This is a genomic window from Cloacibacterium sp. DMC96, assembly GCF_056313765.1.
Window position 1 is genome coordinate 205,511 of the sequence record NZ_JBQUZQ010000002.1, and the last position, 14,244, is coordinate 219,754.

Genomic DNA, 14,244 nt, shown 5'->3' on the forward strand with positions numbered 1-14,244 from the left:
TCGCTATTAAGGAACTAATCTCACTACTCTGTAACCCTGGTTCACGTATGCACCGTTTTTGTTTCGTACAAATTCAAACTTGGTAGCCAATTGGGTTTGAGTTTTATTCATTTGCTTAAACAATTCTCCCTTGCTGTTTTCTCTGGTCAACATATCATTCACTACGTCAAAACCAATTACAGCATACTTAGAAGGTGCTTTGCAATATTTTTTCTTATAATCTGCGAGAACTTCTTTTTCGAAGTCACCGTCTGTGTTTATTTTTCTATCCATCAAATACACCAAGCTCGCATTGCTGAGTTCGGCAATATTTTTTTCAAAAGATGGATGGTAATACATACTGAATGATTTCATTCCGCTGGTTTCTTTAGCCAAGTCAATGATTCTTTTTGAAAAATCACTTCCTGCATCATCATTATCATTTGCCAAAATAGCAATCACTGGAGCGGTTTGGCCGGTCATCATATTCGTATCTAACTGAATATCTTCAGAAGAATTCACTACGGTGATGTTTGCATTTTTCAACTGACCTTCTAATTGTTTCTTCATATAATTGGCATACGTCTTATCTGCATCTGCCACGATATATATTTTTTGGTCTGAATATGCCAAAGAAACTTCTTTTACAATTCTGTCTGCAAAAACACTTTGTTCCGTTTCAATAATTACCAAATTGCTATAATTTCTAAGCTCTGGAGAATTAGCAAACGGAGCTACCACAGGAATTTTCTGAGTTTTCACATAGTCTAAAACTTCTAAAACGTTTGACTTGAAAAACGGTCCTATGATTAAGTCTGTATTATTCTGATTGATTTGCGTAAGTGAATTTTTAAAACTTGCTTCACTTCCTGCATCTATTACTTTTACATCTAGTTTTTGACCTGCTTTAGCATTTCTTTCGATGGCTAATTTTGCACCCGTTAAGAAATCAGCAGCCATACTTCTGTATTTACTATCACCATCATCAAAACCGAATGGCAACATTAAAACTACATTTAACTCATCACCAGATTTTTTAACATAAGCAGATTCTAATTTTTTAACTTTTAGAATCATTCCTGGTTTTAAACCTTCTGAAAGTTTAGGATTAAGTTCTAGCAATTGGTCTAGCGAAACATTAAATTTATTAAGAATTCCGAAAACAGTATCGCCACTCTGAACCGTGTACGTTTGGTATTCGTCTGCAACTACATTCTGAACTTCTGCTTTCTCGGTTTTCTTATCTTCTTGCCAAGTTACTGTTTCTTTAACCTTAGAATTTTGAGGTTTTTTCACATTAATGACTTCGCCGGGTTGCAATCCTTTTTCTTCTAAACCAGGATTGATGGCAAATAATTCCTCTTGAGTAAGGTTAAAACTTTTGGTAATTCTGTAATAATTATCTTTTGGCTGAATTACATAAGTTCCTTCATCTGCTTTCGGCTTTTCTATTGTCTTTTCTACAGGTTTTTCTACTGGAACTTCTGTTTTTACAAATGCATTTTGATCTGCATATTTTTTGATATTTTCAGCAGGCAAAGTTACCTCGTCACCAATTTTCATATGCTGGTCTAAGTTAGGATTCAATTTTCTTAAATCCGCTTCAGAAATATGATATTGCTTGGTAATTCCGTAAATCGTTTGCTTCGGTTGAAGAACAATTTTGCCTAATTTTTGATTGGTAGTAGCCACCGCTTTTTCAGTAGTTTTTACAACTTCTGAGTTTTTCTTAGTGATGATTAAAACATCTCCAATCGCTAATTTTCCCTCTTTGATTTGAGGATTTAGCTTCGTGAGTTCGTCTAGTGTTACGCCATATTTTTTAGAAATATTATACGGAGTATCACCTTTTGCTACAGTGTGTGTTTTCTGTGCAAAAGCTACAAAACCTATTAAAGTATATATGAATACAAGATATTTTTTCATCCTTGTTATTTAAAATGCAAAATTAATGTTTTTCGGGCTAAAATTCGCTAACAATTAAGACAGAATTTAAAACCTCCATTTCTTGGTAACAATTTTCGAGCCATTTTTCGCCGTTTTCCGCGAAAAAGACACTGAAATTGAGGCTTCTTTCTTGCCAATTATTAGCAGGGTGAATTTCTGAATACAAACGCTGAAGATAATCTATTTTATCTGCGTGAAGAATTTTTTCTGCACGTAACAATCTTTTCTTAAATTTTTGAAAAGACTTCAATTGTCTCGTTTCTTCTGCTTCTACCATATTCTTAAAGGTAACGGCGGTAAGTGAAGCTTTATTTTTTAAAATTTCGAAATTTTCTTTTAACAATTGCTCTCGGTTTTCTAAATCGGCATTCAATTCTGATTCTTTCAGCAATTTTTGATTTAAGAATTTCTGGAAATCTCCCAAAAAGTCTTGTAAGGCTACTCCAGATTTTTCTATTTTATCTAAAGTTTTCTTTCCAAGGAACAACATAGAGTTTCTGGGAACCAAAAGAGGAAATTCTACCCCAAATTTTTCAAAAACCTTTGGCATTTCTAACCAATACATAATTTCTGCATTCCCACCAATGTAAGCAATATTGGGCAAAACTTTTTCTTGAAAAACTGGTCTTAGCAAAGCATTGGGGGAGATTTTAGACCAATCTTCTGCCAATTCTTCTAAAGTAAACGTGAGATTTTTATCTACAATCTGAAATTGTTCCCCATCAAATTCTATTCTATTTCTGGTATCAGACAAGTAGAAAAGGTTAATTTCTCTAGGGTTTACTTGTACTTTCCCGTATTTCTCTGTTAGGAATTTTACATTTTCTTGAGAAAAATAATGCGTGGTTTGGTTTAGCAATTCTTCTTTGAAGATATTTTGCATTTGATTTTTGAGCAAAACATCGTCTCCATCTATCATTAAAAGTCCAAATTCTGCAAAAATTTCTTGAACCAAAATCTGTGTAGCTTCGGTAAAAGTTCTTCCTTTTTGATAAGCTTTTTTGGCAAGAAGAATAAGCTGTGTTCCGAAAACATCATCTTTAAACTCTTTTTCGAATTCTTCTAAAAAACTATTGTCTTCTATAATAATTCTGCCAACTGCACCACCAGAATTTCCTTTGACTTGATAAAATCCATTTGCAGTTTTGAAATGATTAATCTCCTCAAAATCGTGGTCTTCTGTAGCCAACCAAAAGATAGGAACAAAATTTTTATCTGAATTTTGAGTTAAAAAATCAGCCGTTTTTATGGTTTGTAAAATTTTGTAAACAAAAAATACTGGCCCAGAAAACAAATTCAGTTGATGGCCTGTAGTTACAGTAAAAGTATTTTCAGACAAGAGCAAATCTAAATTTTGCGATTGCATAGCACTTATATCTAAATGCTGATGCTGCGCTCTAAGAACTTCTACCAAAATTTTTCTTTGCTCTAATGTATAGTTATTTGCTTTTTTTTCTGCTTGTAACAGTGCGTTCTCTAAGGTAAACTTATATGCAGAAAACTGCGGAATTTCTTGTTGAAGAAAGTCCTTGATTAATTTCGGGATGGTTTCTAAATCTTGAAACAGAAATTTAAACTTCGGCATGAAGCAAATTTAGTGAAATAAATACCAAACAATTCCTAAATTCAATCGAAAATCATAAATAGGATAATTGGGAGCAGCGAATGATTTGTTTTTCATGAAAGTAGTATTGAAATGCTGCGCTTCTGCATAAATAAGCATTCTTTTTACCTTCATGTTAAAATAAGCATCTGCAATTGGTTGACCACCAATAGAAGCCGTATTTGCAGAAACTGCAAATTCATTCAATACTGGGAAATATTCTCTAGAATTAAATTTCGAGAAATAATACACTTTTATTCCAGTTTGAATTTCTGCAGCATCTTTGAACGCTTTTGCCTGATAATAAGCATTCAATCTCCCGATAAAACTAGGCATTGGATAAAGATTTTTTTCAGACAAAGCTGATTGGAAGAGCAATTTGGTATTGAAATTAAGTTTCCAATAAGAAAAAGTAGCTTCGCCACCGATTTGAGAAATATTGAGCGATGATTCACTTTGTTTTGGCTGATAATCTGCGCCGATATAGGTGTAATTTTCTATTCTAAAATAATTAGCAAAAACTGAACTTTGGAACCACTTCAGATTGACTTTACCTCCGATTTCTAAAGTGCTTTCGTTTTTAGCGTCTAAGAAATTATAATTGAAATTTTGGTAAAAAGATGGATTGATTAAATAGTTAAAACTCGGTTTAGAGGTTTGTAAATTTACATGAGCATCTAAAATATAATCTTTAATCGGTTCTAATTTCAAGTTATTTTCTGAACGAAGGAAGTTGCCAAAAGTACTTCCGTTAGAATATTCTAGATTAGATTTTAAATCCACCTTGTCCCATAATTTGATTTCTAAATTTCCAACTGCGCCAAATCTGTTTTCTTTATTGTCTAGAGGGATATTGATACCAACAATGGCTGGAAGCTCTTTGTCTGTTCCTAAATTAATCATTTGATGACGAACTCCTGCTTCTAATTTGAAAGTAGGTTTATCAAAAAGTAAGGTAAAAGTATTGCTTAAATTTTTAGAAAACTTATAAGCAGACGTTCCATAATCTTCTACAACATCTGAATTATAAAACGACTCAGAACCTTGTTGTTTATACCAATATTTATTGGCTTGATGGAAAATCGTATGTCTTACTTTAAAAGGATATTTCTCTGAATTCACAAACTGAAATTCCTGAGAGAAATAATATCTTCTGTACGAAAATCTAGAATCTGTAGAGGTAAGGTTTACGGCAAGATTTTGTCTATTATTAAAACGAGTGTCATCTCCCAAGAACAGACTTAAATCTTCTATTCCACCATTTTCTTCGTTGTTTACGTTCTGGTGAATGTAATGTGTGAAAAATCGATAACGATTATTTTTAGAATTAAAACGAGAAGACAAAATGAAATTATTAGACGACGCCAATTCTCTTTGGTAAACACCTTGAGAACGCAGTCCCATATATTCTAATGCTACATTGAAATTTTTTCCTACATTTTGAGTATAAGTAGTTTTCAAGGCTGCTCCTTGTTTCATTGCATTATGGTAGACGAAAGATGTGGTAGGCGTTTTTACATCATAATATCTGATATCATCAATTCCTAAAATGAAATGCGATTTTCTGGTAGGCAATAAAGCTAAACTTTGTTCTTTATTGACACGGAACATTAAATCTTGAAATCCAGAACCGATGTTGGCAAATTGAATTTTCCCAAAGTTGTCTTGGTTATTGTATTGTGTAAATTGATAAGATTTGTCAATCGTAAAAACGGTATCAAAAATTTTCTTTTCAGAAAACTGATTATAATACTGGTAGTCATTTATAGTTGGCTTAAAGATTTTCAAAGAATCTTTTCTTCCCTTGTCAACAATCAATGTATCCGTAGGGACATTGCTATCTGTTTTATTGACGATTTGCGCTCCAAAAAAATGTACTGCAAAAAATATGATGAATAAAGTGTATTTCATTTTAATATTTTGAAGTACAAAAGTAAGAGAATTAATGGAAATAAAAAACCCTCCGAAATCGGAGGGTTTTTATGATGAACTAAATTTAATTAGTTAGAGTAGCTTGGATTTTGTACTACTAATGAACCAGGAACATTAATTTCTGCTCTTGGAATTGGGAAAGCAAGTAAGTTGTCACCAACATTTCTTACTCTTACAGCTGCACCAGAAGTATTTCTCTGAGTGATGCCTTGTCCTCTTCTCAATAAGTCAAACATACCATGACCTTCTCCTACAAACTCTTTTTTCTTTTCTTGATAAACATCTGCTAATGTAACAGCTACAGCTGGAACATAATTTAATACTCTATTTTGTAGTAATAAATTATAATATAATAAAGCTTTTGCTGGATCTCCACCTGGCATTAACTCTGCTTCTGCACCATTTAGTAAAACTTCTTCAAATCTTACTACTTTAATATTATCAAAGGTATTAGCATATTTTCCATTTAGAACCAATCCAGTAGTTATACCTGCAAGTCTAATATCATTAGCATTATATGAACTTCTAAGCGCAGAAAGAACTTTCATGTTTCCATATCCAAGAGGAGCGTTAAGAAGTTTATAAGAAGTAGAAGTAGTTCCTAAATCACCTAAAGTCCCAATAGCTAATTCAAAAATTGAATTTTGAGCAGAGCTATTTCTGAAACTGTTAGCATAATCACCTCTACCAATTACTGAATATCTACCAGAGCTAGCAGTAATAACTTCATTTACTAATTGTCTAACTTTTGCATAATCTTTTTTGTAAAGATAATATCTAGACATTAAAACTTTTACAGATACTGTATTAAGAACTGTTTTATCTGTATAAGAATCTAAACTTGGCAACATTAAAGAAAGAGCTGTAGTGAAATCATTTTCAATCTGAGTTCTCACTTCGTCAACTGTTGCTCTAGCTTGTAATTTAGTAGGCTCATATTTAGTAGGAATTACAATACCTGTTGTCCCTCCTGAATATTCTTGTCCATAAAGTCTTAAAGCATCAAAAAATGCTAAAGCTCTAGCTGCATAAGACTGTCCTTTTAAGTAATTTTCTTTATTTTTAATTGCTGTAGGATCAGTACTTACTTTCCAAGTTAATGGAGTAGGAGATTGGTTATTAATAACTAAATTAGCTAAAGCTACCACTCTATACATTTGTGTATAAGGACCTGAAGCATAAGCGTCACTTGATAACATAGAGTAATTACTTACAGTATTATAATAACCACTCGCGTTATTAGAAAACATGTTATCACTTCTCACTTCTGAAATCATGGTGAAGTCACATCCATAATAAGAGGCACTTCTCATTGCATTATATTGTCCTCTTACCGAAGATTCTAATTCTTCAATAGAAACTAACGGTCTTTGCTCTACAGACTGGAAAAATTCTGTCTCAACAAAGTCTCTACTACATGACGCCATAGTAAGACCTATTGAAAGACATGCTATTGTATATTTTAAAATGTTTTTTCTCATTTTTATAATTTTTTAAAATTGTAAATTAAATCCTAATGAATAAGTTTTCTGAACTGGTAAATTAAGATTATTTGCAGTATTTAAGTTATTTTCTGGGTCAAATCTTAAAGTATCATCATATAGATGAGTCCAAACATTATTACCTTGAACATATACTTCAAATCCTGCTAAACCTGTATTCTTTAATAAATCTGAATTGAATTTATATCCAATTTTCACATTACTTAATCTTAAGAAATCAGTTTTAGATAGGAATCTTGTAGAAACTCTGTTTGATAATGTAGAGTTGTTATAAACAGGTTTTGGATTAGCTGCATTTGGATTATCTGGAGTCCAGAAATCTAATTGGTCTGTAGAACCTGAATAATTATAAGAATATTGACCATCAGATTGAGTGTAATTAGCCCAGTCATTTAATACTTTACCACCGAAACCATAAGTTGCTAAAGCCTCAACGCTAAATCCTTTGTAAACAACTTTAGTATTAAAACCTCCATAATATTTAGAGAAGTTAGTTCCTTGAACTGCTAATTGAGCAGCGTTATAGTTAGAAGTTGTTTCTCCATCTTTACCATTGATATACCAAAGAGCGCTACCTGTTGTAGCATCTACTCCAGCCCATTTTCTCATATAGTAAGTACCTACTGATTCTCCTTCTCTTAAGATTGTAGAACCAGAAATAATATCTGTACCTCCATAAAGTTTTGTAATTTCATTATCTAATGTACTGAAGTTACCGCCTAATTCCCAGCTAAGATTTTCTGTACTAATAATTTCTCCGTTTACCGCAAATTCCCATCCTTTGTTAACCAATGAACCAATATTTCTGTCCATAGACGCTAAACCTTGAGACAATGATAATGGTTGTGAAAACACTAAGTCTGTTGTTTTCTTACTATAATATTCTGCAGTGAATGTCAATCTATTATTAAATAAACCAGCATCAATACCAACACTTAGAGGTTTAATAGCTTCCCATTTTAAATCTGGGTTATATACACCACCATAAGTTACAGCAGCTAAATCATTATAGTTAGTTGTGAAACCTAGTAATGAATATGGGCTACTAGAGATCTGGTTACCAACTTTACCATAAGACCCTCTCAATTTAAACATAGAGATTTGATCAATTTGCTTAATTAAGTTTATTTTTGCTAAATCTACTGCTAAACCAACTGAGTAGAAATCTCCCCATTTTTGATCTTCTGTAAAATTAGATAAAGCATCTCTTCTATACGATGCATCTAAGTTAATTAACTTATCAAAATTGTAATTAAACACTGCTGCATAACCAGTTCTAGAGCTTTGTCCTCTATCTCCTTGGAAAGAAGCAGGCTTAACAAAATTTGTTAAAGTTTCTAATAATGGAGACCCTACAGAAGTAGCACTAGCTCCTACTACATGGCTCTGTCTTTGATAAGCTTCTTGGATTAATCTTACATCAAAGTTATTTTTATCTCCAATTTTAAAGTTATAACTTAAAATGTTTTGTAGATTCCAATTAAACAATCTGTCTATAGACTCTGTTTTTCTACCATTTACTGCATATCCATCTCCATGAACAGGGTTAAGATAAGTTTGGTTTTCTACATTGATGAATTCTCCACCAAATACAAATCTATAGTTTAAATTTTTAAGGATTTTATAATCAGCATTTAATGAAGCAAAAACCCTTGCTGTTTCTGCTCTATAATAATTATGTTCAGCTAAGTATGCATTATTAAATAAGTTATTACTTAATCTACCATTTACCCCTAAATAGTAAGACCCATCAGGATTATATGCTGCATCGGTAGGTCTTGCAAAAAGCTCTGTTAAAATTGGATTTGCAAAAGCACCACCGTTATTTAGCGTATTAATTTTACTGTAAGACATCTGAATATCAGTTCCAACCTTGAACTTATCTGATGCGTCATAATTTACTTTATTTGTGAAAGCAATTCTCTTGAAGTCAGATCCTTTAATCTCACTTTCTTGCAAGAAATAGTTTGCTGAGTTATAATAAGTTACCTTATCATTACCTCCATTAATTGAAACATTTGCTGATTGTTGGTATGCTGATCTACTTAATGCTTTTCTCCAATCTGTACTATTAGAAGTTGTATAAATATTTTGTAAATCTGCATTAATATTTCCTGCAACTGCTTCTGCTGCAAACTCTTCCGGAGTTAATCCAAAATAGTTTCCAAAAGTATGAGATAGTAAATATCTATATTGTTCAGTATTTAAACCTCTTTGTCCCTCAATTGCTCTTGAGTTAGTACCATGCTCAAAATTAATATTGATTCTTGGTTTACCTTTTTTACCTGATTTTGTTGTAATAACTACTACCCCAGCTCCAGCATCAGCACCATATACTGCAGTAGATGCAGCATCTTTAAGTACCGTCATACTTTCAATATCATCACTGTTAAGGTTGGCAAGAATATTTGCTGTAATTGCTCCTCTTGTTACGTCTCCAGCGGTAACTCTTACTCCATCTACAATATAAATTGGATTTACTCCACCATTAACTGAAGCAATCCCTCTTACTCTTACAGTAGCAAATCCACCAGGTTGACCAGAAGCATTACCTGTCTGTACCCCAGCAACTCTACCTTGTAGCATTTTATCAATTGATGCTACTGGAACATTTTCGATGGCATCAGCTTTGATATTTCCTACAGCCCCTGTTAATTCATTTACTGTTTTCTTTTGACCAAAACCTACAATTACTACTTCTTCAATCTTTTTTTCACCTAAAGAATCTTTTTTCTTTTGTGCCATAACAGCTTGACCTCCTATAAAAAATAGAGCACCTACTGTTAAAACTTTTAATTTTACATTCATATTAACAATATTTAATATTTTAATAAACAAAAATGTTAATTAATTTTAACATAACCAAATTTTAAGTTAAATAAATAATATTATATTTTATCATTTTAAACAACATATTTACCTTTTATTAAAAAGTGTTCATAAAAATTTTATATAATTAATGATTTTTAAATTTATGTTTTTTTTAATGTTAATTTTTTCAAAAAAAAATAAAAAAATAAATTTTATTTAGAATTAATACAAATAACAGGGGTAGCAATAAAAAATCCCGATTTTACTCGGGATTTGCTATTGTAAATAAACTATTTAAGTTTTTTCTTTACTTCTATTTCTTCATAGACCTCTAAGATATCACCTACTTCTATGTCATTATAGCCTTTAATGTTAAGACCACACTCATAGCCCTTGGTTACTTCTTTTACATCGTCTTTGAAACGTTTTAGAGATTCTAATTCACCATCGTATTTTACAATTCCATCGCGGAGAAGTCTAATTTTAGAATTACGGGTTACTTTTCCGTTTAGAACCATACAACCAGCAATAGTACCCACTTTAGAAATCTTGAATGTCTCTCTGATTTCTACATTTCCTATTACTTGTTCTCTGATTTCTGGAGAAAGCATACCTTCCATCGCTTCTTTTACATCGTCTATTGCTGCATAGATAATAGAATAAGTTCTGATTTCTATTTCTTCTCTGTCTGCCAATTCTTTTGCATTAGCACCAGCTCTTACATTAAATCCTATCATAATAGCATCTGATGCTGCAGCTAATAATACGTCTGACTCAGTGATTTGACCAACACCTTTGTGAATAATATTCACGCTGATTTCCGCAGTAGAAAGTCTTTGTAACTGATCAGAAAGCGCTTCCACAGAACCATCCACGTCTCCTTTTAGGATAATATTCAATTCTTTGAAGTCACCTAGAGCAATTCTTCTTCCTAATTCATCTAAAGTAAGGTGTTTTTTAGTTCTAATGGTCTGTTCTCTCTGTAATTGTTCACGTTTATTAGCAATAGATTTCGCTTCTCTTTCGTCTTCGTAAACTTTAAATTTATCACCAGCAGTTGGAGCTCCATCTAAACCTAAAATAGTTACCGGAATAGAAGGACCAGCTTCAGTAAGCTGCCTTCCTCTTTCATCTAGCATAGCTTTAATCTTACCATGGTTTTTACCCGCTACTACATAATCTCCTACTCTAAGTGTACCAGCTTGTACCAATACGGTAGAAACATAACCTCTTCCTTTATCTAAAGACGCTTCAATGATTGCACCAGTTGCATGTTTATTAGGATTAGCTTTCAGTTCTAGCATTTCTGCTTGAAGCAATACTTTTTCTAATAATAAGTCTACATTATTACCAAATTTCGCAGAGATTTCTTGTGCTTGTACATTTCCTCCCCATTCTTCAACTAAAATATTCATTCCAGAAAGTTGTTGGCGAATGTTATCAGGATTAGCGTTTGGCTTATCTACTTTATTGATGGCGATAATCATAGGAACACCAGCAGCTTGTGCGTGAGCAATTGCCTCTTTGGTTTGTGGCATTACATCATCATCCGCAGCAACTACAATAATTACGATGTCTGTAACTTGTGCACCTCTTGCTCTCATCGCTGTAAAGGCTTCGTGACCAGGTGTATCTAAGAATGTAATTCTTTGTCCTCCTTCTAATTTCACATTATATGCACCGATATGCTGTGTAATACCTCCAGATTCACCAGCAATTACATTGGTTTTTCTGATGTAGTCTAATAATGAAGTTTTACCGTGGTCTACGTGTCCCATTACCGTAACAATAGGAGCTCTTGGCAATAAATCTTCTTCAGTATCTTGTACTTCTTCTTCAGATTCTGCTTCTAAATCTGCATCTGCAAATTCTATTTTGTAACCAAATTCATCAGCCACTAAAGTAAGTGTATCCGCTTCTAATCTTTGGTTCATGGTAACCATTACACCTAAAGAGAAACATGCAGAAATTACTTCTGTAGCACTTACATCCATTAAAGATGCTAACTCTGAAACAGTGATAAATTCAGTAACACGAAGTGTTCTGTCCGCTGCTTCTAGTTCTTGCTGTAATTCATCCTGCTCTCTACGGTAGGTTCTCTTTTCTTTTCTATATTTAGAACCTTTAGATTTACCTCCTTTATTGGTGAGTTTTTCTAAAGTTTCTTTAATTTGATTTTTAATTTGCTCATCAGAAAGTTCTACAGGCATTACTTTTTCTCTGCCTTTATGACCGCCGCCTTTATAATTAGGGCTATGAGGTCTGTTTCTGTTCGCTCCACCTTGGTTGTTGTTTCCACCACCTTGGTTCGGACGATTGTTATTATCTCTGTTAAAAGGTTTTTTATCACCTCCTTGTTGGTTATTGTTACCACCTTGACCTTGTTGATTTTGACCTTGTGTAGGAGCTGGACTATTATTAATTCTCTTTCTCTGCTTCTTCTTATTTGGGTCTGGTTTAGAAGGTCTAGTTTGGAACTGAGAAAGGTCTATTTTTTCAGTAGAGACAATTTTTGGTCCATCTAGTTTTTGATAAACCGTTTTAATTTTTTCAGGCTCATCAAATTTTACAGAAGTGGTTTCTTCTTTTAGCAGAGCTTTTGGTTGCTCTTTTTTCACTTCTGGCTTTGGAAGTTCTTTTTTCTCAAATTTTGGAGCCTCTTGCTTAGGCTTTTCTTCTTTTTTAGGAGAAGGTTTTGGTTTATTAGATTCTATTTTACTTAAATCAATTTTATCCAAAACTTTAAGTTCCACAGGTTCCTCTTTTTTAGGCTCTTCTTTTTTGATTTCCACCTTTTTCGGTTCCTCTGGAGCGATTACTGGCTCTACAGCAGGAACTTCTGCCTTAGGTTTTTCTAATTCTATTTTACCCAAAACTCTAGCTTCACCGATAGATGGAGCTTTCGCTTTGATCACTTCTGGTTTTTTAGGTTCAATTTCTAACTTTTCTTCTGGAACCTTAGAAATCACTACCTCATGAGAAGCTTTACGCTGTTCGCTATCTCTAGCAAACTCCGCTTCTAATGCTGCATATGCCGCTTCTTCTAATTGAGCGTTTGGATTGCTTTCTACTTCGAAGCCTCTTGATTGTAGAAACTCTACTAATCTAGACATCGAGATATTAAATTCCTTTACCGCTTTATTTAATCTAATTTTTGGCATTGATTGTAAATTGCTTTTAGGCTATTAAGCCAAATTATTTTTGTTATAAAATTAAAGATATTAATCTTCGAATTCTGCTTTTAGAATTCTTTTTACTTCTTCTATCGTTTCCTCTTCTAAGTCGGTCATGTTTACTAGCGCTTCTGTATCTTTATCTAAAACACTTTTCGCTGTTTCTAAACCTACTTTCTTAAACTCAGCAATAATCCAAGCTTCGATTTCATCATCAAATTCTGTTAATTCCACATCATCATCTGCTTGTTTTTCTCTGTAAACATCTATTTCAAAACCAGATAACCAAGATGCCAATCTAATGTTTTGACCTTGTTTACCGATTACTTTAGAAATTTCTTCTACTGGCGTGTAAACTAATGCGTAGTTTTCATCTTCATTGATTTCTACTTTATTAATCGTTACATTACCAAGTGCTCTCTTCACAAGAATTTCTGAATTTTTAGACCATTGAATAACGTCTATATTTTCATTTCTCAATTCTCTTACTACGCCATGAATTCTAGAACCTTTCACCCCTACACAAGCTCCAACTGGGTCTATTCTATCATCATAAGCATCTACCGCGATTTTCGCTTTTTCACCAGGAATTCTCACTACTTTTTTCAAAATAATAGTACCATCTTGAATTTCTGGAATCTCAAGTTCTAATAATTTTTCCAAGAATTTAGGAGCCGTTCTAGAAACGATAATTTGAGGTTTAGAACCTTTGAAATCTACCGTTTCAATTATTGCTCTTACATTATCTCCTTTTCTGAAAAAGTCAGAAGGAATTTGGTTTTCTTTTGGTAAAATATATTCATTTCCTTCATCATCTAGCAAAATTACATGTTTGTGACGAATATGATGCACTTCACCGATAGCCAATTCACCAATTCTATCTTTAAATTGCTCGTAAAGCATTGCATTATTATGCTCTTGCAATTTAGTTGCCAGAATTTGCTTAAGGGTTAAAATATTTCTTCTTCCTAGTTGTGCTACAGGAATTTCTTGAGTATATTCTTCACCTACTTCGAAAGTAGGGTCTATTTTTTTCGCTTCTGAAATTTCTATTTCCAAATCATCATCTTCTGACATTTCATCTTCCACAATTGTTTTATTTAGAAATATCTGAAAATCTCCTTTATCAGGGTTTACAATCACGTCAAAATGGTCATCAGAATCATATCTTTTTCTCAAAAGAGTTTTCAATGAATCTTCAATGATGGCCATTAAATCAATCTTACTAATCCCTTTTTCGTCTTTAAAATCACCAAAGGATTCAATCAACGCTAAATTGTCCATTTTAATTTTTTTA

General features: G+C 32.8%; 7 protein-coding genes. All 7 read right to left on the bottom strand.

All coding sequences use genetic code 11. From position 1 onward, the window contains the following. Positions 1-6 precede the first annotated feature (6 nt). The 7 genes from ACT53I_RS09840 to nusA all read right to left on the bottom strand — a co-directional run bounded on the left by ACT53I_RS09840 (position 7) and on the right by nusA (position 14,231). The gene (locus tag ACT53I_RS09840) at positions 7-1,905 is read right to left on the bottom strand and encodes an amino acid ABC transporter substrate-binding protein (protein ID WP_476079510.1); all 1,899 of its coding nucleotides are present in this window, start codon (positions 1,903-1,905) and stop codon (positions 7-9) included. Positions 1,906-1,942: 37 nt separating this feature from the next. After that, complete coding sequence (gene bshC / locus ACT53I_RS09845) at positions 1,943-3,511, bottom strand: bacillithiol biosynthesis cysteine-adding enzyme BshC (RefSeq protein WP_476079511.1); 1,569 nt, start codon at positions 3,509-3,511, stop codon at positions 1,943-1,945. 9 nt (positions 3,512-3,520) lie between these two features. Continuing rightward, positions 3,521-5,440 (bottom strand): putative porin, encoded by a 1,920-nt coding sequence (locus tag ACT53I_RS09850; RefSeq protein WP_476079512.1) that lies wholly within the window; start codon positions 5,438-5,440, stop codon positions 3,521-3,523. Between the two features lie 89 nt (positions 5,441-5,529). Further along, entirely contained in the window at positions 5,530-6,942 is a 1,413-nt protein-coding gene (locus ACT53I_RS09855; RefSeq protein WP_371487622.1) for a RagB/SusD family nutrient uptake outer membrane protein, read from the bottom strand. A 12-nt stretch (positions 6,943-6,954) separates the two neighbouring features. Next, complete coding sequence (locus ACT53I_RS09860) at positions 6,955-9,771, bottom strand: SusC/RagA family TonB-linked outer membrane protein (protein ID WP_476079513.1); 2,817 nt, start codon at positions 9,769-9,771, stop codon at positions 6,955-6,957. 293 nt (positions 9,772-10,064) lie between these two features. Beyond that, positions 10,065-12,935, bottom strand: a complete 2,871-nt coding sequence (gene infB / locus ACT53I_RS09865) for a translation initiation factor IF-2 (protein WP_476079514.1) — start codon at positions 12,933-12,935, stop codon at positions 10,065-10,067. A gap of 60 nt (positions 12,936-12,995) precedes the next feature. Continuing rightward, positions 12,996-14,231, bottom strand: coding sequence for a transcription termination factor NusA (gene nusA / locus ACT53I_RS09870; RefSeq protein ID WP_104793187.1), 1,236 nt, complete (start codon positions 14,229-14,231; stop codon positions 12,996-12,998). Between the last annotated feature and the right edge of the window lie 13 nt (positions 14,232-14,244).